This is a genomic window from Cecembia lonarensis LW9 (assembly GCF_000298295.1).
GTDB classification, from domain to species: Bacteria; Bacteroidota; Bacteroidia; order Cytophagales; family Cyclobacteriaceae; genus Cecembia; species Cecembia lonarensis.
This window is the reverse complement of the sequence record NZ_AMGM01000015.1, coordinates 28,486-51,925: the sequence shown is the minus strand read 5'-3', so window position 1 is coordinate 51,925 and position 23,440 is coordinate 28,486. Positions and strand designations below refer to the sequence as shown.

The window sequence follows — 23,440 nt, the reverse complement described above, 5'->3', positions numbered from 1 at the left end:
TTATTATGTGCAAGTTAGATTTAGATAAATATTTGGAATTTAATAAGGAATGGGCTTCTACCATGTTACATTCCCAAAAAGGGTATTTCGATACCTTGAAAGAAGGACAACACCCAAAAGCCTTATTGGTAGGTTGCTCGGACAGTCGGGTATCTCCTTCCAAAGTTTTGGGAATTGATCTGGGAGAACTCTTTATCCATCGGAATATTGCCAATGTGGTGTCCCATACAGACCTTAATTTTCTATCAGTGATGCAATATGCGGTAGAAAGTCTGGGCATCCATGACATCATCGTGTACGGCCATTACGGTTGCGGGGGTATCAAGGCAGCCTATGAAAATAAAACTAATGGACTGATAGACAACTGGTTGGCTACCATTAAGGATGTAATCCGCCATTATAAGAATGAACTCGAGTCCATTGAGGATGAAAATGAAAGGATCAACAAACTGGTGGAGCTGAATGTATTGGAGCAAATAGAAAATATCAAACAGACTTCTGTATATAAAAAAGCGATAGCTAGGGGTGAGGAAATCAGGTTACATGCATGGGTATTTGATTTCTCCACAGGTTTGGTACACGATTTGAAAAAGAAATACAATATTATGCCCGCAGTGGTATGATTTTTTGATTGATCGACATATGATCAAAGCAAAAAATGCCGTCTTATGGGCGGCATTTTTTTTTCTTGCTCTTTGGGATTTGTAATCCCGAGGAGCGGTACAAAGGATTTGCAATCCTTCTTTTTCTTCACATTAAGATTTTATAATTTGGTATTTACAGAAAGGTAATGACATTCCCCACCGTCATCCTGAATCCGAGGAACGAGGATGAAGGATCCCCCATATTTTGGGAGACCCTTCCTTCGTCAGGGTGACGTACATTTCTGTCATTGGTAACCGCAGCCTGCGGAGGTGAAAGCTTGCCCCGTAGCATTACGGGGAATCTCCTATATTTTGGGAGACTCCCCGAAAGGATCGGGGTAGGCTTTCCCTTCACTACCAATGACAGAACTTCACGCCCGTCACCCTGAGTGAAGCGAAGGGTCTCCTATTTTATGGGAGATACTTCTCCGCCTGTGGCGGATCAGTATGACGGTTTGCTAGATGTCATTGCCTTTCTGTAATTGTAAATTTTAATGTCTCAGGGCGAGGCACATTTCTGTCACTGATAGCCCTTAAGCACTGATCAATTCTTCAAAATCATCCCTGATGTAAATCACATTCCTGCCCAATTCAATCCACTTTTTCTTCTCCAATTGCTTCAAAAGTCTGGAGATCACTTCTCTGGAGGTGCCCAATTCATTGGCAATTTCCTGATGGGTGATGTTCAGTTCATTGGCTTTGTATTGTTTCATTTTAGTGACGATGTAACGCATCAGCCGTTCATCCATTCTTTTGAAAGCCACCGCATCTAAGGCTACCAACATTTCCTGAAATCTGGTCTGGTAGGTCATGGATACAAAATCTTTCCATTGCTTGTACTTGTCTGTGAATTCCTCATGTTTAGCAATTGGGACACCCAAAATTACCGTTTTTTCTTCAGCCACTGCCTTGATTTCACTGGGTCTTGAGGCAGAGCAACAGGTCAGGGACAGGGCGCAGGTTTCACCTGGCTCCAGATAATAAAGGAATAGTTCCTTACCATCTTCATCCATTCGTAGGATTTTGATGGCTCCTTCCAGGACAATGGGCACCATTTTGATAAATTGTCCGGGTTCAGTGATGATTTTCCCTGCTTGGAATTCATAAATAGCACTATATTCCAATAGTGCGTTTAATAAATTGGGGTCGGTGATATTGGGTAATTTCTGCTTAAGATCCTCTAATTCCATGGTCAAAATTTTGTTAAAAATAGGATTTGACTTTGCCCCAATTTAGTGATAAAAGTTACAATAGAAAAAGGCCTGATAAAATACCCGGCCCTTTTCAACCACCAAACCTATTAATTAAGCACTAAAACCACCGTCAACCATATGTACGGCTCCGGTTATGTATTTTGCATTATCGGATGCCAGAAAGACAGCCATATGTGCAATATCTTCATTTACAGCATACCTGCCCAGGGGCACCATGCTTTCAAATCCTTTTTTAACTTCTGCTCCAGCACCAGGTGCAAATTGGTCTTCCAAAGAACGCATCATCCTGTTCTCAACAGGACCCGGGTGAATGGTGTTAACTCTAATATTGTTAGGCGCCCCTTCTTTGGCAGCTACCCGCATGGCGCCAATTACCGCATGCTTGCTAGCGGTGTAAGCAATCATTTTGGCTGTACCTCTTACTCCTGCGACAGATGAGGTAATGAGAATAGATCCGCCATTTTTTTCCATATAAGGGAAAGCATACTTCATGCCCAACCATGCGCCTTTCACATTCACGTCAAGCACCAGATCAAACTCCTCTTCCGAATATTCCGTCAAGGACTTGACCACTCCCTCTGTTCCGGCATTCAAAAAAACAACGTCGATTTGGCCAAATAATGCTACAGCTTTATCGGTGTAGGCTTTTACTTGATCGGCCTTACTTACATCAGCCACAAAAGTATGAACCTTATCATTGTTTATTTTTTGCTTCACTTCCTCCAGATTCTCTTTATTGAGATCCACCAACAAAATTCCTGCAGCTCCTTCCTCTAAATACATGTTGGCTGTAGCCAAGCCTATACCTCCTGAGCCTCCGGTGATGATCGCATATTTTCCTTTTAATAACATATTGGGTTATTGGTTTTTGGTTTGATCAAAATTACCTACTATTCTTCGTTTACTTAATGGAAAGAATCAGGTGATAATATGACTTTCATCAGTATTTTGAAAAGCCAAAATGCTGATCTTTAAGCATATTTAAACCAAATGACCACGCACTATGAAACGAATTATTGTTCCTATCGATTTCTCTTCTTACGCTGATAATGCTTTTCTGTCTGCATTGAAAATAGCCAATAAAGGCAACAGTAGCATCACTTGCATTAATGTCGTGACTTCTGCACTGGACTGGAAAAACCTTAGTGCTGATAGAAGAAAAAGTCATCCTGATATCCTGGATGCCGAAGCTGAGGCAAAGGATAAACTAAGGGCATTTGTCATGGATCACAAACTTGGAGGCGTGCCTGTTGAGTCGGTTGTAGAAGTGGGGGTTCCACATGAAAAAATTGTAGAAATTGCCCAAAAACAAAAAGCTGATCTCATTGTAATCGGTGCCTATGGTAAAGGGCATACCAATGAAAAATTTGTGGGTTCGAATTTGCAAAAAGTATTGCGTCATGCAGATTGCCCGGTCTTGGCAGTCAAAAAAGCTATGAACGGCAATCATTTCAGAAAAATGGCTTTTGCTTCCATGTTCAATGAAGATTCTAGACCCGCCTTTGTTAAAATGAAACCCTTTATCAAGGAATTTCAGACTTCCGTTAATTTTCTCTTCATCAATACACCTAGTGGATTTACCAATAGTGCAGATGCCTTGAAAAAAATGGATGGCTATTCCAAAGGCTTAGAGGACATGGTGATCCATAAGCACATTTACAATCACCAAGACGCGGAGTCCGGTATCATTGAGTTTGCTGAAAACAATAAAATCGGATTAATCGGATTAGCCTCATCCAATCGAAAATCCAAATCAGCATATCAAATAGGTGTTACAGATACCGTATTGTTCAAGTCAGATATTCCTGTCTTGAGCGTTAAATTTGAATAAATCCCAGCCAGAAAAGCCTTTGGCTTTCGAGGTTACTTCTAAGCGGTAGCAATCCCTCTATCAGGGGTAATAGCGCTAAGAGTAACCTCTTTTTTTGATGCTTTTGATTTTTTTGGGGTTGTACCACAGGTAAAATCCTGAGATGCCCAATATGATCAGTGCCAATGAGGTTAGTGTTGAATAAACCAACTTGCTGTTTTCTGAGTCTGATTTCAATAAAAAATCCAAAATACTGCCATCATGGATCTTTTCTATCAAGTCCGAATTCCTTTGACTGACAGAAAGAATTTCTCCGGAGTATCCGTCTACCTGCACCTCTGTAAAATGATATTTGAAAACAATTTTAATAATGCCTTTATCAGGACGGATATCCAAACGGTCTATTTCATGAGACTTTTGCAAACTGTCCATCATAAACGTCGTTCCGATTTCCATAATGCGCTCCACGGGAATCCATTCCAAGGGATTTTCAACCTTCGTTTTTTGGGTTTTGGGTATCAGTCGCATTTCCTTTTTCCAAGCTAGAAGTATAGCAGTAATCCCAATAAGCAGCAGGAAAAAGACAAAAGGAAGACTGATCCATTTATGGATTCTTCTATGGATTCTTGTATGGGTAGCTATATTGGAAATACGGGAATTTGGCATTTGCATTCAAAGATAAATGAATCTTCTTGGGGTAGGCATGTTTTCCTGTTAACGGTTGTAATTTTTGGTAGATTACCCAAAAACTACTTGGGCCAATTTCATGGCTTCTGAAAATTCTGCCTTATCAATGCCGGTATTTAAACCTTTGCTTTCCAAGATCTGAATCAGAGATTCTGTGGCCACATTACCCACGAGTTCATCTTTGGCCATGGGGCAGCCTCCAAAGCCTCTCAGGGCGCCATCAAATCTATTGCAGCCAACTGCCAAGGCAGCCTCAATTTTTGCTTTTAAGTCCTGCGGCCTTGAGTGCAAATGAAGGCCAAATTCTATTTGAGGATAGGTTTGCGCATTGACTTGAAAAAGCGCTGCAATCAATTCTGGAACAGCGGAACCTATGGTATCCGCAAAGGAAATTATCCTAATCTCCAAGTCATCAAGATGCTTTACAAAACTTGCAACCAAATCGGGAGCATAAGGGTCTCCATAAGGATTACCAAAGCCCATGCTGAGGTAAGTAACCAAGGCCTTACCTTTTACCTCGCACAAATTTTGGATTTCTTCCACCGCCCGAAGTGCTTCTGCCATGGATTTGTTGGTGTTCCTTTGTTGAAAAGTTTCAGATACGGACAATGGAAAGCCCAAATAATCGATTTCTTCAAATTGCAAGGCATCTTCGGCACCTCTTGTATTGGCAACGATAGCCAATAATTTGGACTTTGACCGATGGAGATCCAATAAGGAAAGTACTTCGGCGGTATCCCGCATTTGGGGGATAGCCTTCGGGCTTACAAAACTTCCAAAATCTATGGTATCAAATCCTACTTCCAACAATTGATTGATATAGGCAGCCTTGATCGCGGTATCTATGAAGCCTTCCATTCCCTGCATGGCATCTCGAGGGCACTCTATTAATTTAATCATGGCTTGAAACTAAGTCCAAACCCATCAAATTCCAACAGCTTTTTGACGGATTTAATTATTTCTCTGAGAGATGAGTTTGATATGCCCTAGATGGTGTTTGCAATGCCAGGAATAGAGGGCCAGATTCCTATCCAAGGCCACTTCTTTTTTCATTTCCGGATGATAAAAAGTTCTCTTATAATCTTCCGGGCGCATGGATTCCAGCAGTTTAGTCCACCTCGCATGTAGGCCTTCCAAAATTTGAATGGAGGAGACGATAGGCATCTGAGTATAATCGTTTCCCAGGGCCCATATATCTTCATGGTAGCCTTTTATGGTAGGATTATCTTCAGTCAGGGCCAATTTAAAGCGGATAAAACTGTTCATATGGGAATCCGCACAGTGATGTATTACCTGTCTAATGGTCCAGCCTTCTGGTCGATAGGAGGTATCAATTTCTTTCTCGCTTAAGTTTTGTATTTCATTTTTGAGAAGTTTTGGGAAGTCTTTGATATCCTGGATAAATGATTTGATCTGACTCTCAGAAAACTCACCCTGGACCCTAAAAGACCCTACGGGAAATTTTAATTTTTCGGTCATAAAATATACAGTTTAAAAGTAATCTTGTTGATGGATATAGCTTACTAAATTTACAGGTTTTTGGTTTATTTTACATATTTAAAAAAAAAATTTCCAGAAATCAGGTTGCGAAAAACTCGAAAATATCCCGGAAAAAGTTCCTTATCTTTCTATGATGAAAAAAATAACAGGAAATAAAGTCCAGTGGGGAGTAATAGGTGTTGGCAATGTGTGCGAAAAAAAATCAGCTCCAGCCATGAATTTGGTGGCAAACAGTCAGTTGGTAGCTGTGATGCGGAGGGATGAGGAAAAAGTTAGGGATTATGCCCAAAGGCATGGTGTGCCCAAGTGGTATACAGATGCACAAGCCTTGGTCAATGATCCGGAAGTGAATGCGATTTATATCGCCACGCCTCCTCAAATGCATTTGCCTTATACCCAAATGGCTGCATTGGCTGGTAAACCTGTGTATGTGGAAAAGCCCATGGCCAGGAATTTTGACGAATGCAAGGCAATGATTGAGACCTGTGAGCAGTCAAAAGTACCGCTTTATGTGGCCTATTATAGAAGGGCATTGCCCCATTTTTTGCAGATCAAAAAATTGATGTGGCAAGGAGCAATAGGGGATGTCAGGACAGTTCATATTAATCTTAAGCAAGTACTTCAACCAGAAGTAGTGGCACAATTGGATAACAATTGGAGGATCGACCCTAAAATTTCAGGAGGAGGTTATTTCTTCGATCTGGCTTCCCATCAACTGGACTTATTGGATTTCTTTTTTGGGCCAATAGAAAAGGTACAAGGATTTGCGGTCAATCAAGCCAAAGCTTATGAAGCCGAAGACTTGGTTGTTGGAAGTTTTATTTTTGAAAATGGGGTAGTAGGTACAGGCAATTGGTGTTTCACGGCTTCCAAAAGTGCCGAAGTTGATGAGATTACCATCTATGGCAGTAAAGGAAAAATCTGCTTTGAAACCTTTGGAAAAGGCGAGTTTATTCTGGAAAAAGATGGGGAAGACCGGCAGCACTTTGAACTGGAATTGCCATACCATATTCAGCAACCTCTGATCAAATCTGTGGTGGAGGATTTATTGGGGTTGGGAACCTGTCCCAGCACAGGATACTCAGGAGCAAGGACCAATCGGGTGATGGATGAGTTTGTGAAATCCTTTTACAGGTAGTCATCGTAGGATTTCAAGAAAGCCAAAGGCTATCCTGAGTAAGTTGAATTGTCATTTCCTTTCAATTTCCTAATTTATTTGATACTAGCAATGACAGATTATCCTGATCTGGAATGACCTGAAAACACCAAATTATCATTCCAAATCCTCCTGATGAACGACTCTTTGTTTGAGAAGTTCCGATACAATCGTCTCGGTGATATCACTCTGAAAGGGAAATTCATATCGGATATCCATGACATAAGCTTTTACTTTCATTTTCAGGAAAGACTTTTTATTGTGCATTTCATTGTTGAATAGCACGACGATGGGTTTGTTGAGGTAAATGTATTTGGAAACCTGAGCCGCTTCTGTGGCGATTTTACGGGCGATTTGTGTGTCGGTATGGATGGGAAGAAATATTTCAGTGACTACTTGGCAATCTAAGGCTCCTGTGTTTGTGTTGGATACCGAAGAATTCATCAATTCCATATTGGGAATCACCACCATGCTATCGTCAGGCGTCTGAATGCGTGTAGTCCTCAAACCGATTTCCATGACTTCTCCATAGTGCTCACCTACTTGTATTTTGTCCCCGATCTGAAAGGGTTTATCGATTAGAACCATCAAGCCACCGAATACATTCTTAAGTAAATCCTGAGCAGCTAAACCAACTGCTATCGCTACGGATGCCAAGCCGGCCAAAAGCATCTCCATGGGAGGATTAAATATGCCCTTGATGATCCAAAAAATAATGGCAGTCCATAACAAAATGCGTATCACAGGAATCAAACCTTTGATCGTGATTCGGAATTTAGAGCTTTTCTCAGCAAAAAATTCCAAGACCTTGGTGACGATCTTAACAGCAATATAGCCTGCAATAATGAAAAATAAGGTCCAGAGTATCCTGCTGACTGAAATTAACTCCAGCACATCTTGAGGGTTTACCTCTTTACCGACCTCAGGCATGTCCTGTGCTACAACAAACTGACTTAGGGTCATCAACAATACCGTTTCAAGTATCCGCATAAGTTTAGCATTAATGGATGAAATTTTTGTCTTTTAGTAATTGATACACAGGCTGATAAAGGACAGGGTTTATAGTATATTTTTCAGATGGTTGGATCAATAAGCCTTTTTCTCTCATAGGAATCAACGTATTTCTGCAAACAAGCAGGGGTTGATTGGTGACGCTGGCAAAGTCTTCTATGTTCAGTCCATCATGAATTAACATTTGCTGCAGCGAGAAAAGCTGCTCAGGATTCAGGTTTTCAAGAAAATCTGTTTCAATTTTGGAAATATCGGCCAACTGTACCTCGTGATTTTCTACAGTAGATATGGCCCTCACCCAGTAGAGTTGTGCTAAGGTAAGGTTGCCATGTGAAAGTGAATTGAGCATATAAAAAAACTGTTCCTCCAAAAACTCCTGTTGTTCTTTATCAGACATTTTTTTAAAAGACTTATCCTTTGCAATTTCTTTCGTAGGCTTAATTTTAAGTTTGTAGCCCTTATGTTTACTCAAAAATAGTTGTTTGAGTTGATCCGCTTTAATATCATTTAGGTGAATATCAGTAGTGAAATAATTCCTGATGGATACGGTTTTGTCCAGGTAATTCCAAGATGAAGGGGTGAGTGCTCCGATCCAAAAAACCTGCTTTCCTGTACTGGCTATGATATCAAAAAGTGTCCTAATGCCTTCAAAGCCGCCTACTTTTTTGAGGAAAAGATGCTGGAGATTTTCCAAGACAATGACCTTGCCGTCAAATTCATCCTGCAGGATTTGTATGGCCATCTGGGTATTCTCTAGATGCTTTTGAAGTAAAGATGAAAGCCATTCCATGCATATATCCTGTTCTGAAATTTTATCATCAATTTCCGCACGTAGAACTGTAAGTTCTGGATGGTTCTCTAAGAATATATTGACCAAAGAGCTGATGCCAGACCCTTTTTCTCCTACTAAGGCTGCTGTAACAAAACGATCTTCTTTCCAATGTTCCAGGCATTTTTCAATTTTTTCCATTTCCTCTTCCCTGAAAAGAAAATTATGCTTATCCTGAATGGCTTTGATTTCGCATTTTTCTCTATAGTCATTTGGGAGTTTTTCCAATGCCTGTTGCGTATCAGACATAAACTCTGCTACATCGAAAGAAATGGGTTCACTCTCATCGATGATGCCTACCTTTTTTTTAAGCAGGGATAATTTGTCCTTTATTCTTTCAAATAGGACATCCAGTTTTTCTTTCCATTTAGACCATCTGCTCTTCATAGGTTCCATAGATTCTTAGTTTAAAGGCTGATATTTACACTAAAGGTAAGGTCATGAAACAGCTCTGGAATAGGTACCAGAGGAGCAGGATCATAAATATTTTGGTATAATAATGTCAGCCCCAGAAACTTCGTCAGCATATAGGTAATTCTTGCACTGCTCCCAAGTCGTGGATCGGTAAATAATTGATCGTAGGAGTTTTGGTAATACACGCTAAAATCCAAGATGACCTTCTCTGCCACTTCTTGTTTGAAACTGATATAAGAACCCAATCGCCATAGTTCTCTTTCTATAGGACTGCGGTCGTTGGGGAGTTCAACGTTTGCACGCACTCCTCGGAAATCCCAACGCTCAAATTCATAAAAGGGACCTATCCCTGCGAAAAATCCGGTAGTTTCGTTGGAAACTATCCGCCAACGGAAATTGAGACCACCGGCATATTTGCGGTCGAGTCCCCGGACTTCATTCCAATGAACTTGCCCATATGGCTCCAGCGCAAAGGGTGATGCTTTGGAAATAGCCCGATACTCCAAGTAGACATAACCTCCGCTTTGGAATGTTTCCTCGCCGAATTTTGACAACTCAAACCTATTGGCCATTGTCAATGCATTTTGTCCAAAGCGGAGAGAGAAATCAGCGGTATTTTCAAACTTGATCAGATCTTCCCGGAGGTTTTGATATTTGAAACTAGGTAGGATATTCCCCTTAAAGTTCTTTGCCGTATCTAGGATAACAGAAAAGTTCTCAGTGTGGAGAATTTGGGCATGTGAAAGATTACATGCAAATAGCAGGAAAGCAATTATCGGAACATGTTTTTTCATCGTGTTTCAAAAACAATAACTTCAAAATGTAAGCTTTTTAAGCGGAATAAAAAATGAAAAATCCCTGCAGTTAGCCGGGATTTTAATTTATATTTTCACGAATAACTTGTCCTTTTGTCTTCTATTAACTGGAACTAGATTTCAGGATTTGAGCCATTTTATCCGTTTTGTGTCTGTTTCTTTCTTTTCTATATGCTCCTGCTTATTGATAACAATTCAAAAACCAAGTCAATCATTCAGTCAATAATTGCACTTTACAATTGACTTTATATTTGAATAAAGGCCTGCATGGATACAACTTTATAACAATTGTCTGGCAGCAATCTGAACAGGATCCCAAACATTCGAAAATGGAGGTGCATAGGCTAAATCCATCATGGCTAGGCTATAAGTAGTCTGTTTGGCTGAAATTGCTGCTACAATGGTATCGATGCGCTTGGCAGCACCTTGTTCTCCTACTATTTGAGCACCAATAATCTGTAAATTGTCTTTTCTGGCGAGGAGCTTCACCTTTATTTTTCCTGCACCCGGATAGTAGCCTGCATAGTTGGATGATTGGATGGTGGCTACTTTATATGCCAATCCCATGCTTTTAGCTTCCATTTCTGACAGGCCTGTTCTTGCTATTTCCAGTTCGTTGAATCTGGTGATAGCTGTCCCTAATACCCCAGGGAAAGTTATGTTTTCACCTGCCATATTGCTTCCTGCAATGAGACCATGTTTATTGGCAATAGTTCCCAAAGCTATAAACATGGGTTTTTCTTTAAGAATGTGATAGGAAGAGGCACAATCTCCTGCCGCCCAAATATTGCTGATGGAAGTTTCCATTTTTTCATTGACCAAAATGGCTCCCGTGTCGCAAAGTTTAATTCCTGCTTCTTCAGCAATTATGGTATTGGGTTTGACGCCCAATCCAAGGATGACAAGGTCTGCTGGAATGTGTCCTTTTTCTGTTTTTACAGCTTGTAATTGATTGTTTTCATCAGTTTCAATGGCTGTCAAACGCTCCTCCAGCAACAATTGGATACCTGCTTTACGCATGCTTTGGCATATTTCTTCAGACATATCTTGATCAAGGGTCTTCATGATATATGTCGATCGGTCAATAACTGTGACTTCAAGGCCTTTTTCAAGCAATGCTTCAGCCATTTCCACCCCGATGTAACCACCTCCGACAATTACAGCCTTTTTGGGTTGATGCGTTTCCATAAACTGCCAAACCTCAATTCCGCTTTGCAGGGTGGAGAGGCAGAATACTCCTTGTGTGTTGATTTTGGGAATTGTGGGCTTGTTGGGGGAGGCACCGGTTGCGATCAGAAGTTTATCATACGATTCCCAAAAGGCTTTTTCTTTTTCCAGGTTTTTAACCAAAATTTTCTGTTTGCTGGGATCAATCTGTATCACTTCATGAAATGTTTTAGCTTGAATATTATAGTCTTTTTAAAATGTGTCAGGACTTCGGGCAATCAGTTTTTCAGGTTTGTCTACCTGGCCCGCAATCAAATAAGGCATTCCACATGCAGAGTAAGAAGTATGTGGGCTTTTTTCAAAAACCGTAATTTCCCAGTTTTTATGTGTCCGACGGATTTTGGAAGCAGCACTCATACCGGCTGCATCACCTCCAATTACCACTATCTTTTTGCACATGGAATTATGGGTTAAGTTGAAATCTAATCATAGACTATCTTGAAACTTGATATCCACAGATTTTAGGGATAAAGCTATTTATTAAAAATAATCATGCTACTATAGATATCATACTTAATGATAAAAAAAACACCTATTTTTTAAAGCAAGACTTAAAGGTGTTTAAAGAGTAAGCATTTGCTTTCTGCAAGAGCATTTTATAACAAAAAAAGCCCGGTCTTCCGGGCTTTTGTGAAAAATTGTTCACCATTAACCTTTAATCAATGCTTCTTCTTTGGCAGACCAGTCTGCCCATCCACCTGCATAATTTTCAACATTATCGAAACCATTTGCTTTCAAAATGGAGTAAGCTATCGCAGACCTGCCGCCTGCCTGACAATGGATAATTACAGGCTGATCTTTAGATATCTTGTCCAAGTTTTGAGGAAGTTTTCCAACAAACACATTGTCCGCTCCTTCAATATGGCCTTTTTTGTATTCTGCCACACCTCTTACGTCTACCACTTGAACATTTCCTTCTGCAATTTTTGCTTCTACTGCTTCTTTGTCGATCGGTTGGAAAGTTTCCAGATTGCCTTTTTCAAACTCAGCCAATTGCGCAGGAGTGATGTAACCGTAAAGGTTGTCCAAACCGATTCTCATCAATTTTCTGGTCAAATCTTCTATCTCAGCTTCTTCAGCGATCAATACGAAGTTCTCTTCATAGTTCAGGTACCAACCCATCCAAGTGGAGAAGGAGTTGTTATTGGTAATGCTGTAAGTCCCTCTTAGAAAGCCTTCTGCATATTCCTGCCAAGGTCTGGTATCGATGATTTTCAAACCATCGGCTTTCACTTTCTCGTAAGCGTCCTTGGTAAGTTTTTGAACTTGGGGTACTTCAGTCAATAATTTTCTATCCACCTTGTTCAGTTTCTTCATCATGGCGAAGTACTTAGGTGGCTCTGGCTGATCAGCCAGCAATTCTTTGGCAAAAGCAACTTTGTCATTCAACATTTGCAGGGCCCAGTTTCTGATTTTTTCATACCCCACAGTGGTCATCGGAACTGCACCAAGGGCTTTACCACAGGCAGAACCTGCACCATGACCTGGCCATACTTGGATAAAATCACCCAATTTGCTGAACTCCTGTAAAGAATCATACATCTGGGCAGCACCCACATCTTGGGTTCCTTTGATGCCGGCAGCTTGCTCCAGAAGGTCAGGTCTTCCCACATCACCTACGAATACAAAGTCACCGGTAAACAACATCACAGGTTCGCTGGATGCGGGCTTGTCAGTCAATAAGAAGCTGACACTTTCAGGGGTATGTCCCGGGGTATGGATGACTTCAAAAGTAAGGTTACCCATTTTCACGACATCTCCGCCTTTGATTTTGTTGTGGGGAAATTCATATTTCCAGTTTTCATCACCTTCATCGGAAAGATACATTTCAGCGCCTGTCAAAGCAGCCAACTCTCTGGAACCACTCAAGAAGTCCGCATGGATATGGGTTTCCAGGATATGGGTAATTTCCATGTTATTGGCTTTGGCTATCTGAAGATAAGTATCAACATCCCTTTTAGGGTCAATTACGGCTGCAACACCATGTGCCTGACATCCGATTACATAACTGGCTTGGGCCAAACTTTTGTCATAAACTAATTCGAAGAACATAAGCTATTTCAGTTTTAGATTTTTCAATTCTGATTATATTATATGACAAAAATCAATATTTTCTCGTATTGTTTCTGTGAGATTTGTTACTTTTCCCTTTTTTTCAATGAAAATGAATGGATTCCATCAATTATAAACTTTTTGATTATTCATTGTCCTTATATTATAAGCTAACAGCCAACTCCTGCTCACTCAATTTCCGCTCAATGCTTAAAAGCGGGGCCTTCCATCACCCTGAAAATATGCAGGATAGCTGGGAAAATAGCATCCATGGATTCTTCCGCCCCTTTGGTAGAGCCCGGTAAGGCCAAAACAAGGGTATTTCCAATCAATCCAGCAACAGAGCGGGAAAGCATGGAGTAGGGGGTTCTTTGCTGTCCATAAGATCTGATAGCCTCTTCTATGCCGGGAATTTCCCTATCCAATATGGGCCTAACTGCTTCCGGGGTTACATCTCTTGGAGAAAGGCCGGTGCCTCCTGTGACAATGACCAAATCTCTATTGTTAGACACCAAATCTTTCACCTGATTTTGAATTACTTTCTTTTCATCTGGGATTATCCAGTAATCAGGGACCTCAACCCCTAAGTTTTCCAACTTTTGGATGATCACTTTTCCTGCACGGTCTTCTGCTTTGCCTGCGGTGATAGAATCCGAACAAACAAGTACAGCGGCTTTGATCTCTTTTTCTATGCTTTTTCTAAAATCCGTTTTCCCTCCCTTTTTCTCAACCAGTTTGATCTGCTCGATGCTGATGTTTTTATCAATAGGCTTGAGCATATCATACATGGTCAGGGCCACCACCGAGGCGGCATGCATGGCTTCTACTTCTACACCGGTTTTATAGATGGTATGGATTTCTACATAAACATAAACCTCCAAATCCTTGACTTCATAGCTGATGGCCGTAAATTCAATTGGGAGCGGATGGCAGTCAGGAATCATGTCCGCCGTCCTTTTGGCAGCAAACAAGCCCGCTACCTTGGCCATTTCAAAGACATCTCCTTTGGGTACCCTTTTTTCAACAATGGCATCAATAGTCGCCTGGGTACTGACTTTGACGATGGCCTGAGCAATGGCTTTACGAAGGGTGGGGGATTTATGGGTAATGTTGATCATTTAATGTAGAGGCTAGAAGTTAGAAACAAGAAATAAGAAGCAAGAGGTAAGAAAAAAAGTTTCATACTGCAATTTGAATGGTTTTATTTTCCCTATCTGCAGCACATTGTAGGGCAGCGTAAACATCATTTTCTGTTAATTCATCATATTCTTCTGAGATTTGATTAATTGTCATTCCTGAACCTAACCATCCCAAAATATCTCCAACTGTAATCCGCATCCCTCTAATGCAAGGTTTACCTCCTCTTTTTCCAGGTTCAATTGCAATTATTGTTTTAAAATTCACCATAATCAGATAAAAATTTAATTCTCCAATTAAATTTAGCACTTATTTACCCTAAAATCAACTTTACTGCTGCAATGAACAAAACGATGGTAAGGGTATATTTAACTGCCTTGAAATTGAATTTTTTGGCACCGAAATAAGCGCCAAGTGCTCCCCCTGTAATGGTCAAAGGCATCAAAACCCAAATTCTGGGATCAAATTCAATTGCTAAAAACTGGGTACCCAACAAGCCGGAGATAGAATTGAAAAAGATAAATAAGGCGCTGACAGCAGCGGTTTCTTTCATATCTGTCCAACCAAGTAACAATAAGATCGGGGAAAGGATAATGCCCCCGCCAATTCCGATCAATCCTGATACAAATCCTATACTTAATCCTAAAAAAGCGGAAAGTAGCCAGTTTTCGTTGATTTTTTGTTCCCTTCCTTTAGGGAAAACATTGAGAAAACGGAGGATGGGAAAAAACAATAGTAAGCCCAAAATCTGCCTGTATAGTCCAGCATCAACCAAGATTTTACCCCCTAAAAATGCAGCAGGCACAGAAAAAAGGGTAATAGAAAGGAAAAGTTTAAATGGGAACTTTACTGTTCCTTTGAAAGCAAAAAATGCCATTAAAGATACCACAATGTTAAGCATCAAAGCAGTTGGACGGATTTGTTCAGGTGCAAAATTGAACAAGGCCAGGAACATCAGGTAGCTGCTTGCCCCGCCATGGCCTACTGCTGCATATAAAAAAGCAGCAACCGGCATCAAAATAAAAAGGATCCACCAAGCTTCTTCCATTATCATTTACCAATAATAAATAGCGATTTGATCTCCCACAGCCAATTGTTCTACTTCCTCAGGAACTTCTGCAAAGCAATTCGCCGCACCAAAGGCGATCAGATTGAAAGATTCCTGGCCGGGGAGGATATGGACTTGTCCCTTTTCAACTTTTGCTTTCAGGAAAAAGGTCAAGCCGGGTTTTCTGTTGATGGGGCTTGCCAGAGGAAGTGTTTCAGAAGTCTTCCAAGGATGGGAATGTCCCATCCATTGCAATAAAGAGGGCTTAACGTATTGATTGAAGCAGGTTATCACGGAAGAAGGATTGCCAGGAAGTGCAAATACGGCTTTATTCGCCTTCTTGCCTACATATAAAGGCTTTCCAGGTCTTTGCCTGATTTTATAAAACAGTTGACGTACTCTGGCCTTTTCCAAACCTGCCTTTACATAGTCATAATCCCCAACGGAAATTCCCCCGGAAAGGAGGATTATATCATGATTTGCCAAAGCCTTGTCTATGGCTGCTTGAACTAATTCAGGTTCATCTTTCGCTTCGTACTGCTGTATTTCTTTAATACCCAATTTTCTGAGGTAGACCTCCAAAACAGGTCCGTTGGCATTATAGATCTGCCCAAAATCCAAAGGTTCACCAAGGTTCTTCAGCTCATTACCGGTGATGATGATCCCTACAGAAGGCGGGGCATACACAGGAACTTCAGCGATGCCCACTGAGGCCAAAAGCCCGATGGCACCCGGGCTTATGAATTGGCCTTTGTCTAAAATAGGATCTCCCAACTTGGTTTGGGCTCCCTTTAGTCGTATATGTTGGCCCTTTTGAAATTGAGCAATATCGAAAGTGATGGAATTGCCATCTTTTGTCACCCATTCCTGTGGAATCACGGTATCTGCTCCTTGTGGAACAGGGGCACCCGTGAAAATCCTGCAGGCCTTGCCTTTCTCCAGCATATGCATTTTCCCATCTCCAGCTGTAACCTCATCGCTCAATTCCCAATGGGTCTGTGTTTCATCCCAGGCTATGGCATAGCCATCCATAGCAGAGTTGTCAAAGGAGGGGACTGCCATAGGAGACCTTAATGGCTCGGCCACCACCAATTCTAAGGCTTTCTGCAAGGGCGCCTTCTTTATGGGGCCTAAAGGAATATTTTCTTCGAGGATAGCCCTGGCTTCCGTTACTGAGATCATCTGTTTCATTTAGTCCTTTGGAGTGTTTTTGGCTTTTGATTCATTGGTTTCAAAATACAAGTGGTAATGATTGCTACAACCTGGATTGAAACTGGCCTCACATTTAGGACAAGTGTTATCAGCATCCATGTATTCCTGGATGCTTAACTCATGTCCGCATACACCACACAGGATGGCTTTTTGGTTAAATTCAGATTTGGGCCAAACTTGGTGTTCATGGTCTGCTTCCTCCTCATGACAGGAAAAACAGGGGTAATATTTATCGCAGCATTTGAATTTGATCGCAATAACATCCAATGCCGAGTGCCAATGGACACAGCGGGTTTGATGGTCAACGGATTTACCGAACACACGAACACCTTCGATCTCAACTATATTGAATACCTCTGGGGCTGCTTCTTGGGCCAAGCTAAGGTTAAAAGCCAACAGCATTAAACAAATTAGTATTAATCGCATTCCTTTCATTGAGATGATTGGGGGTGATTGTTAGGATACTTAATTAGGTAAGCAGGTTCGAAAATAAAAAAATATTTTTTGTATTTACTGTATTTTTAAGATTGGGTCTGAACAGGGAAGAGAAAAATTACGGAATATCAACAGAGATAATGCATTTTTATGCATCAATAAGCCTTTGATTGTGAATTATTAAAATAAAGAATAACCAGGAAAATGGTGTCTCCAAATTCATGGATAGAATATGGAGACAAGATTAATCCATTAAGCACTGGCAAACTGATTGCATCCAAAGTTGGCTCCGGTTATAAACTCAATGGCTTTGGTGTTGGGGTCCATTGGTTTGCCATCATTCAATACTGGAATAATATAGTCGGGGTCCATTTTTGATTCAATATGACTCAATTTATTGCATTCGCCATAGTTTTTTCTTTTGGCTACCACGGGTGCATTTGGCTCCCAGTGGTTGCAGTTTGAACATGTTTTTTCCATCTCGCTAGTTTCTTTTGATTATACTTAAATATACACAAAATAAGGTTTAAGGTTTTGAAAAACAGTAATTTGAAATTAAACCAAATAAGTGTTCGTTAGAAATTTGGTAAGGACCAAGGTCTATGACAATTTCGAGGAGGATGTAAATGAATAACACATTATAAGAAAGTATATTGGTTCAAACTTTTTTAATACCAATTCTGATTTTTTGCCAAAATTTCTCGGTTGACTTTGGAATAACTGAGTTAAAATCATTCCTAACCCTCTTTTCGAAATCAATTCCAACAAGGTAATATGCAAAATCCAGGCTGGAAAAATGGGCTTTGTATTCATCACAAACTTCTTTGGCTTCTCTAAAGCAAAGGTTGGAAGTTGGAACACTTTCAGGTATGTAAACCAATTCCAGGGTTTTCTGTATTGAATTGATCATACTTTCAAATTCTCCTGAATGGATTTTTTGAAGTAGATTTTGAAGGTCAGTGTTATCAGCCATCAGGTTCAGATGCTTTTAGAATGGTTGGTTTCCTTTTTCCAAAAACAGACTTTCTCTCCATATTTTAAGTGTCGGATTTCTTCATCTCTGTATGGATAAACCCTGTTTTTTGACAAATTATTGAATAAAATTGCCATTACAAAAAGAATTATGATGCCGGTCAGGATCGGGTTGATGACATAAAAGTATCCCATTGATTTGATTTCATCCGAACCGATGTTTGCAATTAGTGCAATGGCACCCCCAGGAGGATGTAAAGTTTTGGTGTATTGCATGGCCAGAATAGCCAATGAAACAGACAATGCTGGTGAAAACCAGATCATGGATTCAATGTAAAAAAACTTATAAACTGTAACTCCAATAACTGCCGAGATTAAGCTTCCCAAGAATAAATTTCTGGGTTGAGCAAATGGACCGTGAGGATTGCCAAATAATATGACTGAGGTGGCTCCAAATGCTCCAATCAAAAATAAAATATCCGAATTGTCATCAGTGTGGAAGAGTCCTTGAAGGATGCCTATAGTACTTAAACCTAAAAAGCCACCAAAAAAAGACCATGCATTGTCTGTAGGATTGTGCCTTGTTTCCTTATATACAATGTATCGGGCTTTTTGTAAGGACTTTTTCAGCTTTTTCTTTTCATGGATGCAAAAATAGGCAAATTGCCTTATGTCATGTTTTAAACCATCTTAGATTTCAAAAAATGACCAAGCACCAACCCATTAAACGTCACCAAAGCCTGCACGGACTCAGTAAAGACCATCATCAGGGATTGTTACTTTGTTTTAAGATCCGACAGGGTATAAAAATGGGAGTAGAGGAAAAAAGAATCAAAAAGTATTGCAACTGGTTCTGGAAGGAACACTTGGTGCCGCATTTTCAGGAAGAGGAGCGGTTCGTTTTTCCCGTGCTGGGTAATGATCACGAAATGGTAAGACAAGCACTCGAGGAACATCAAATCCTGAAAGATCTTTTTAATGCTTCAAAGTCGGATTATGATCACCTCAATCAATTGGAAAGGCAATTGGAAGCCCATATCAGATTCGAAGAAAGGGTCTTATTCAATGAAATTCAGGACACAGCAACAGCAGATCAGCTTACAATCATCGCCCAACACCATGGCAAAGCCACTTCCTGCGAAGATTGGGAAGATGAATTTTGGAAGTAGTGAAGCTGTGCGGGATTTGGTAGGCTATTCGGGATTTGCAATCCCGAACTCTTGATAAATAGGATTTGTAATCTTGGTCTCTTTAAGAAGGAATCTTCTTGAATTGCAAATTCTCTTTATCTGTCCCAGGGATTGCAAATACAGAGAAGTAATTCATTTTATTTTCTTCTGAAAATACAAAAGCTGTAGTTCTGACTTTGCCCGGAAGGGGTGATGTGGTCTGTGTTAAATTTTTTGACAGTTTCAAAATAAGGTGAAAAGGTTTGCTGCAATTCATCCAATGTATATTGCCTAACAGGAAGGCCACTGCATGTGCTAGGTCCTTTATCTGAAAAAGTACCTATAATCATCAAGCCATTTTCAACGATTCCATTTTTTGCCGTTTCTACATAGTAACTGATGTCCGCCTCTGCTGTGAGGAAATGGAATGCGGCCCTATCATGCCATAAATTGTATTGGCGATTAGGCTTGAATTCCCTAACATCTGATACTATCCATTCAGCAAGCTTACTTTTTTCACCTAGCCTTAGTTTTGCTTTATTGATTGCTTTGGAAGAAATATCCAATACCTTGACATTCCTATAATCATCGGCCAACAAGTTATCTACCAAATAGCTATCCCCGCCGCCGATATCAATAATTTGAGAATCTTTGGGTATGGAAAGTTCTTCAATCAAAGACAAAGTCAAGGCAGGTCGTGGCTGATACCAGCCTACTTTTTGTGTGTCTTTGGTCGTATAAATATTTTCCCAATAGGATGTGGAAGGGTTCTGATTCATGATTGCGTGATAAGTATCATTAAAGGGATTTATTTGAGATTGGAATATAACTATTTTCTCGGCTTTGAAAACCCCGAAGGTCAGGTTGTCACCAAGCTTTGAGGTCTTTTTTTAAGCTCAAAGGTTTTTTTGCAAGGATATGAGCTGTTTTTGAATGATTTATGGAAAAAGACCTTTGGGGTTCTTGAAAACCCCAAATATCAAATTTCTTTAAGCAGTCACTTCTTTGACTCTATTCGTTTTTTTACCCAATTTTCCCCGTAGTTTTTCCATGGCTTCATATACTACCGGCACCAAATAAACGGTAAGTATCAAGGAGGAAACAAGCCCGCCAATGATGACCCATGCTAACCCGTTTTTCCATTCCGAAGCGGTACCTGCTGCTAAAGCAATAGGGAGCATCCCAAAGACCATGGACAGGGTAGTCATCAGTATAGGTCGCATCCTACCTTTACCAGCTTCCATCAGCGCATCACGGACATTTAACCCTTTTTCCCGCAACTGATTGGTAAAATCCACAATCAGGATGGCATTTTTGGTCACTAGCCCCATCAGCATGATCAGTCCTAATAGTGCAAATAAACTGAGGTTGTTCATGGAAAGGTTGAGTGCTAGGAAAGCTCCGATTACTGCCACAGGAATGGAGAATAAGACCACAAAAGGATAAACAAAACTGTCGTACAAGGCCACCATGATCAGGTAAATCAGCAGGAAAGAAATCAGCAGAACAGAACCCAAAGCCCCGAAACTGTCATTCTGCCTTTTGATATCGGAACCCCACACATAGCTGATATCTTCAGGAAGTGGGTTTTCTTTAAAGTATGCCACTACTTCATCAGCTACTGTTCCAGAAGGCCTTCCCAAGGCATCAGCCGTAATGCTTACCGCAGGTTGTCTGTCCTTCCTTTCCAATAGGGAAGGGGATTTATCCTGTACTATAGTAGCCACTTGTGTTAAAGAAATCGGCATTCCCATTGGATTGACCAAAAGTAGCCTTTGAACATCGTCATAATTTTGGCGGTTAAAATTATCTAATTGCACACGGATAGGATATTCGGTCCCTCCTTGGCTAAGGGTTGCGTCATCATTCCCGCTTAAGGCATGGCGAAGGTTTAATCCCACATAAGCATTGGTCAGCCCTAGGCGTTGTAACTTGTCCTGGTCGGGAATGACCAGAAACTCCTGACTGCCTTCCTCTACAGATAATTTAACAAAGTCTGCTCCTGGAATATTTTCAATAACCGTTTTTAGTTTTTTGGCTTCAGCCATCACCTTTTCTTGGTCTGGACCGCTTAATGTCAGTTCTATGGGTGCAGAACGTGGCACCAAACCCAAGGCAGACATGGCATAGCTGGCTCCGGGAAACTCTTTTTTGAGTTCTTCACGGATATTTTTCATATAGCTTTCTGTCGGAATGTTGTTTCTTTCTTTGGCCTCCTTTAACTGCACTGTCAATTCTGACTTATAAGGTGACCCTACTCCCAAGCTTCCTATTCCGGTACTTGGTCCGCCCACATTGCTGAAGACAGTGGCCACTTCGGGCTGCTGAAGCAGGAACTGCTCTACTTCAAGTGTCCGGATATTGTTTTCCTTGATGCTGGTGGATTTATCATATTCCAGATACATCCTGAATTTCCCCTGATCACCTGTGGCTATCAGTTCTTTTCCGATAATTCCCTGTTTTAAGATCAGACCAGTCATCGCAAAAAGTGCGAGCACTATACCAACAAAAGCCAGTTTATGGTCAAGCACCCAGGCCAACTGTCGACCATACCAAGCAATGAAGCGGTCCAATTGTTCTTCAAACCAGATCAAAAACCTGTTAAAGGCATTGCTTGGCTGTAGGTCTTCAGACTTGCCTATGCGGGAAGCCATCCAAGGCGTGAGGGTAAACCCTACCAATAAACTCGTCATGGTGGAGGTAATGACGACTACGGAGAATTGCTTCAACATATCCGCTACAAAGACCTGTAGGAATAAGATAGGCAAAAACACCACCACATCGACCAAGGTGATGGAAAGGGCAGAAAAACCAATTTCCATCCTGCCATCCATGGCCGCAGCACGCTTTTCCTTGCCCATGTCCAAGTGTCTTTGGATGTTTTCCAAAACCACCGTCGCATCATCTACCAGAATACCGATGATCAATGACATGGCCAGTAAGGTCATTAAATTGAGGGTATATCCCAATATCCACATCACAGCAAAGGCAGTGACCAGTGAGGTAGGAATAGCCACTAACACGATCAGGGAGTTTCTGAAACTTCTCAAAAACAGCAGCATGACCAGCGAAACCAGAATAACTGCCAAAATCAGGTCAAATACCACCGAGTTGACTGCTGCGATGGTATTGTCGGTGCTGTCATCTGCAAGGATAAAACTCACCCCATCAGCGGCATGTAGTTTTTCGATTTGGGCCAATTTTTCCCGTACAGCCCGGGAAACATCTACCGCATTGGCATCCCCCTGCTTTTTGAGCATGAGGCCTATACCTTCTTGACCATTGTATCTACTGACTGAAGTAATCTCTTTGATACCCTCTTTGACAATCGCCAGATCCCGAACATAAACAGGACTTCCAGGAACAGGCATTGCTACCTGCACTTGTTGGATGTCGTCGAGGGTTCTGAATTTCCCTGTCAGCCTCACGGCACTTTGTTCCTTGTCTGTTTGAACTAGGCCTGCAGGAATGTCCAAACCGGAGCGGTTGATGGCTTCTACTACTTGGTTGAGCGATATTTTGTATTGACGCAGTTTTTCCTGATCTACTTTGACCTGTACTTCTCGCTGTTCGCCGCCCAAAACAGTGATTTCAGCTACGCCTTTGATCTGTTGGATTTGGGGAAGGTATTCGTCTATCAGGTTTTGGTAGAATGCTGTGCTGCTCAGATTACTCGTAGCAGTGATGGACATGATGGGCAGGTCATTGGGGGAGACCTTGGTCATTACGGGAGACAAAACCTGATCGGGTAAGTCCTTCCGGATATTGTCTATGTACCGCTGTGCATCCAGCATGGCCTGATCCAAATCTACGCCATATTTCATGTTGGCAATGACCACTGAGGCATTGGGCAGGGATTTGGTAACCAAATAATCTACACCTTCCAGGTTGGACAATGCATCTTCTATTTTTTGGGAAACGGAACTTTCCACTTCTTCGGGTTCAGCACCCGGATAAATCGTCTTGATCACGACTACGGGCTGGTTAAAGTCCGGCATCAACTCGTAGGACAAGTTGGTGAATCCGATGTAGCCAAGCAGAATAAATATACTGAACAGTACGATGATCAGCGAAGGCCTATTGATGGATATGGAGGTAATGTTCATGG

General features: G+C 41.1%; 24 protein-coding genes and 1 pseudogene. 4 read left to right on the top strand and 21 right to left on the bottom strand.

Annotated features, from left to right (window positions below; all coding sequences use genetic code 11):
* Window positions 1-5: 5 nt before the first annotated feature.
* The gene (locus B879_RS06980) at window positions 6-623 is read left to right on the top strand and encodes a carbonic anhydrase (RefSeq protein WP_009184452.1); all 618 of its coding nucleotides are present in this window, start codon (window positions 6-8) and stop codon (window positions 621-623) included.
* 554 nt (window positions 624-1,177) lie between these two features.
* Here the strand turns inward: B879_RS06980 and B879_RS06975 are convergent.
* Entirely contained in the window at window positions 1,178-1,834 is a 657-nt protein-coding gene (locus B879_RS06975) for a Crp/Fnr family transcriptional regulator (protein ID WP_009184451.1), read from the bottom strand.
* A 114-nt stretch (window positions 1,835-1,948) separates the two neighbouring features.
* On the bottom strand, window positions 1,949-2,710 hold the full coding sequence (locus B879_RS06970) for an SDR family NAD(P)-dependent oxidoreductase (protein ID WP_009184450.1): 762 nt from the start codon (window positions 2,708-2,710) through the stop codon (window positions 1,949-1,951).
* A gap of 151 nt (window positions 2,711-2,861) precedes the next feature.
* On the opposite strand from B879_RS06970, the gene B879_RS06965 reads away from it, so the two are divergent.
* On the top strand, window positions 2,862-3,689 hold the full coding sequence (locus tag B879_RS06965; protein ID WP_009184449.1) for a universal stress protein: 828 nt from the start codon (window positions 2,862-2,864) through the stop codon (window positions 3,687-3,689).
* A 75-nt stretch (window positions 3,690-3,764) separates the two neighbouring features.
* Here the strand turns inward: B879_RS06965 and B879_RS06960 are convergent, their stop codons facing one another.
* The 3 genes from B879_RS06960 to B879_RS06950 form a co-directional block, all read right to left on the bottom strand.
* The gene (locus tag B879_RS06960; RefSeq protein WP_040400349.1) at window positions 3,765-4,334 is read right to left on the bottom strand and encodes a PepSY-associated TM helix domain-containing protein; all 570 of its coding nucleotides are present in this window, start codon (window positions 4,332-4,334) and stop codon (window positions 3,765-3,767) included.
* A gap of 72 nt (window positions 4,335-4,406) precedes the next feature.
* Window positions 4,407-5,255 (bottom strand): hydroxymethylglutaryl-CoA lyase, encoded by an 849-nt coding sequence (locus B879_RS06955; protein ID WP_009184447.1) that lies wholly within the window; start codon window positions 5,253-5,255, stop codon window positions 4,407-4,409.
* Window positions 5,256-5,306: 51 nt separating this feature from the next.
* The gene (locus B879_RS06950; RefSeq protein ID WP_009184446.1) at window positions 5,307-5,834 is read right to left on the bottom strand and encodes a YfiT family bacillithiol transferase; all 528 of its coding nucleotides are present in this window, start codon (window positions 5,832-5,834) and stop codon (window positions 5,307-5,309) included.
* 154 nt (window positions 5,835-5,988) lie between these two features.
* Here B879_RS06950 and B879_RS06945 point away from each other — a divergent pair, with 154 nt between their 5' ends.
* The gene (locus tag B879_RS06945) at window positions 5,989-6,993 is read left to right on the top strand and encodes a Gfo/Idh/MocA family protein (protein ID WP_040400340.1); all 1,005 of its coding nucleotides are present in this window, start codon (window positions 5,989-5,991) and stop codon (window positions 6,991-6,993) included.
* A gap of 135 nt (window positions 6,994-7,128) precedes the next feature.
* Here B879_RS06945 and B879_RS06940 read toward each other — a convergent pair whose 3' ends face one another.
* From B879_RS06940 to B879_RS06875, 14 genes and pseudogenes are all read right to left on the bottom strand, one after another.
* Window positions 7,129-8,001: a mechanosensitive ion channel family protein gene (locus B879_RS06940; RefSeq protein WP_009184444.1), complete on the bottom strand. Its 873-nt coding sequence runs from the start codon at window positions 7,999-8,001 to the stop codon at window positions 7,129-7,131.
* 10 nt (window positions 8,002-8,011) lie between these two features.
* Window positions 8,012-9,247 carry a P-loop NTPase family protein gene (locus tag B879_RS06935; RefSeq protein WP_009184443.1) on the bottom strand — a complete coding sequence of 412 codons (1,236 nt, stop codon included), beginning with the start codon at window positions 9,245-9,247 and terminating at the stop codon, window positions 8,012-8,014.
* An 11-nt stretch (window positions 9,248-9,258) separates the two neighbouring features.
* Complete coding sequence (locus B879_RS06930; protein WP_009184442.1) at window positions 9,259-10,059, bottom strand: DUF481 domain-containing protein; 801 nt, start codon at window positions 10,057-10,059, stop codon at window positions 9,259-9,261.
* Window positions 10,060-10,359: 300 nt separating this feature from the next.
* Entirely contained in the window at window positions 10,360-10,755 is a 396-nt protein-coding gene (locus B879_RS23155; RefSeq protein WP_262481906.1) for an oxidoreductase dimerization domain-containing protein, read from the bottom strand.
* Between the two features lie 66 nt (window positions 10,756-10,821).
* A pseudogene (locus tag B879_RS23150) lies at window positions 10,822-11,706 on the bottom strand (NAD(P)/FAD-dependent oxidoreductase); the annotation flags it as partial.
* A 249-nt stretch (window positions 11,707-11,955) separates the two neighbouring features.
* Window positions 11,956-13,359, bottom strand: coding sequence for an MBL fold metallo-hydrolase (locus tag B879_RS06915; RefSeq protein ID WP_009184439.1), 1,404 nt, complete (start codon window positions 13,357-13,359; stop codon window positions 11,956-11,958).
* A gap of 203 nt (window positions 13,360-13,562) precedes the next feature.
* Complete coding sequence (gene moaCB / locus B879_RS06910; protein WP_009184438.1) at window positions 13,563-14,477, bottom strand: bifunctional molybdenum cofactor biosynthesis protein MoaC/MoaB; 915 nt, start codon at window positions 14,475-14,477, stop codon at window positions 13,563-13,565.
* 61 nt (window positions 14,478-14,538) lie between these two features.
* Window positions 14,539-14,805 carry a DUF433 domain-containing protein gene (locus B879_RS06905; protein ID WP_238542097.1) on the bottom strand — a complete coding sequence of 89 codons (267 nt, stop codon included), beginning with the start codon at window positions 14,803-14,805 and terminating at the stop codon, window positions 14,539-14,541.
* A gap of 4 nt (window positions 14,806-14,809) precedes the next feature.
* Window positions 14,810-15,544, bottom strand: coding sequence for a sulfite exporter TauE/SafE family protein (locus tag B879_RS06900; RefSeq protein ID WP_009184436.1), 735 nt, complete (start codon window positions 15,542-15,544; stop codon window positions 14,810-14,812).
* A 6-nt stretch (window positions 15,545-15,550) separates the two neighbouring features.
* Window positions 15,551-16,726: a molybdopterin molybdotransferase MoeA gene (locus B879_RS06895; RefSeq protein ID WP_009184435.1), complete on the bottom strand. Its 1,176-nt coding sequence runs from the start codon at window positions 16,724-16,726 to the stop codon at window positions 15,551-15,553.
* 9 nt (window positions 16,727-16,735) lie between these two features.
* Window positions 16,736-17,182, bottom strand: a complete 447-nt coding sequence (locus tag B879_RS06890; protein WP_238542096.1) for a CHY zinc finger protein — start codon at window positions 17,180-17,182, stop codon at window positions 16,736-16,738.
* 261 nt (window positions 17,183-17,443) lie between these two features.
* Window positions 17,444-17,671, bottom strand: a complete 228-nt coding sequence (locus B879_RS06885) for a hypothetical protein (RefSeq protein ID WP_009034385.1) — start codon at window positions 17,669-17,671, stop codon at window positions 17,444-17,446.
* A 178-nt stretch (window positions 17,672-17,849) separates the two neighbouring features.
* On the bottom strand, window positions 17,850-18,164 hold the full coding sequence (locus tag B879_RS06880) for a hypothetical protein (RefSeq protein ID WP_009184433.1): 315 nt from the start codon (window positions 18,162-18,164) through the stop codon (window positions 17,850-17,852).
* 5 nt (window positions 18,165-18,169) lie between these two features.
* A complete protein-coding gene (locus B879_RS06875; protein ID WP_438501544.1) occupies window positions 18,170-18,685 on the bottom strand; it encodes an HPP family protein in 516 nt (171 codons plus the stop codon).
* 182 nt (window positions 18,686-18,867) lie between these two features.
* On the opposite strand from B879_RS06875, the gene B879_RS06870 reads away from it, so the two are divergent.
* Entirely contained in the window at window positions 18,868-19,332 is a 465-nt protein-coding gene (locus tag B879_RS06870; protein ID WP_009184431.1) for a hemerythrin domain-containing protein, read from the top strand.
* A gap of 158 nt (window positions 19,333-19,490) precedes the next feature.
* Here the strand turns inward: B879_RS06870 and B879_RS06865 are convergent, their stop codons facing one another.
* Window positions 19,491-20,111 (bottom strand): class I SAM-dependent methyltransferase, encoded by a 621-nt coding sequence (locus B879_RS06865; protein WP_009184430.1) that lies wholly within the window; start codon window positions 20,109-20,111, stop codon window positions 19,491-19,493.
* Between the two features lie 210 nt (window positions 20,112-20,321).
* Complete coding sequence (locus B879_RS06860) at window positions 20,322-23,438, bottom strand: efflux RND transporter permease subunit (RefSeq protein WP_009184429.1); 3,117 nt, start codon at window positions 23,436-23,438, stop codon at window positions 20,322-20,324.
* Between the last annotated feature and the right edge of the window lie 2 nt (window positions 23,439-23,440).

What these genes read in the sequence shown, in the direction of transcription:
- B879_RS06950 (WP_009184446.1), bottom strand. Translation starts at nt 5,834, where the DNA reads ATGACCGAAAAATTAAAATTTCCCGTAGGGTCTTTTAGGGTCCAGGGT.
- B879_RS06915 (WP_009184439.1), bottom strand. Translation starts at nt 13,359, where the DNA reads ATGTTCTTCGAATTAGTTTATGACAAAAGTTTGGCCCAAGCCAGTTAT.
- B879_RS06890 (WP_238542096.1), bottom strand. Translation starts at nt 17,182, where the DNA reads ATGCGATTAATACTAATTTGTTTAATGCTGTTGGCTTTTAACCTTAGC.
- B879_RS06865 (WP_009184430.1), bottom strand. Translation starts at nt 20,111, where the DNA reads ATGAATCAGAACCCTTCCACATCCTATTGGGAAAATATTTATACGACC.
- B879_RS06935 (WP_009184443.1), bottom strand. Translation starts at nt 9,247, where the DNA reads ATGGAACCTATGAAGAGCAGATGGTCTAAATGGAAAGAAAAACTGGAT.
- B879_RS06955 (WP_009184447.1), bottom strand. Translation starts at nt 5,255, where the DNA reads ATGATTAAATTAATAGAGTGCCCTCGAGATGCCATGCAGGGAATGGAA.
- B879_RS23155 (WP_262481906.1), bottom strand. Translation starts at nt 10,755, where the DNA reads ATGGCAGGTGAAAACATAACTTTCCCTGGGGTATTAGGGACAGCTATC.
- B879_RS06880 (WP_009184433.1), bottom strand. Translation starts at nt 18,164, where the DNA reads ATGGCTGATAACACTGACCTTCAAAATCTACTTCAAAAAATCCATTCA.
- B879_RS06870 (WP_009184431.1), top strand. Translation starts at nt 18,868, where the DNA reads ATGACCAAGCACCAACCCATTAAACGTCACCAAAGCCTGCACGGACTC.
- B879_RS06930 (WP_009184442.1), bottom strand. Translation starts at nt 10,059, where the DNA reads ATGAAAAAACATGTTCCGATAATTGCTTTCCTGCTATTTGCATGTAAT.
- B879_RS06960 (WP_040400349.1), bottom strand. Translation starts at nt 4,334, where the DNA reads ATGCCAAATTCCCGTATTTCCAATATAGCTACCCATACAAGAATCCAT.
- B879_RS06980 (WP_009184452.1), top strand. Translation starts at nt 6, where the DNA reads ATGTGCAAGTTAGATTTAGATAAATATTTGGAATTTAATAAGGAATGG.
- moaCB (WP_009184438.1), bottom strand. Translation starts at nt 14,477, where the DNA reads ATGATCAACATTACCCATAAATCCCCCACCCTTCGTAAAGCCATTGCT.
- B879_RS06940 (WP_009184444.1), bottom strand. Translation starts at nt 8,001, where the DNA reads ATGCGGATACTTGAAACGGTATTGTTGATGACCCTAAGTCAGTTTGTT.
- B879_RS06860 (WP_009184429.1), bottom strand. Translation starts at nt 23,438, where the DNA reads ATGAACATTACCTCCATATCCATCAATAGGCCTTCGCTGATCATCGTA.
- B879_RS06965 (WP_009184449.1), top strand. Translation starts at nt 2,862, where the DNA reads ATGAAACGAATTATTGTTCCTATCGATTTCTCTTCTTACGCTGATAAT.
- B879_RS06970 (WP_009184450.1), bottom strand. Translation starts at nt 2,710, where the DNA reads ATGTTATTAAAAGGAAAATATGCGATCATCACCGGAGGCTCAGGAGGT.
- B879_RS06975 (WP_009184451.1), bottom strand. Translation starts at nt 1,834, where the DNA reads ATGGAATTAGAGGATCTTAAGCAGAAATTACCCAATATCACCGACCCC.
- B879_RS06900 (WP_009184436.1), bottom strand. Translation starts at nt 15,544, where the DNA reads ATGGAAGAAGCTTGGTGGATCCTTTTTATTTTGATGCCGGTTGCTGCT.
- B879_RS06885 (WP_009034385.1), bottom strand. Translation starts at nt 17,671, where the DNA reads ATGGAAAAAACATGTTCAAACTGCAACCACTGGGAGCCAAATGCACCC.
- B879_RS06945 (WP_040400340.1), top strand. Translation starts at nt 5,989, where the DNA reads ATGAAAAAAATAACAGGAAATAAAGTCCAGTGGGGAGTAATAGGTGTT.
- B879_RS06895 (WP_009184435.1), bottom strand. Translation starts at nt 16,726, where the DNA reads ATGATCTCAGTAACGGAAGCCAGGGCTATCCTCGAAGAAAATATTCCT.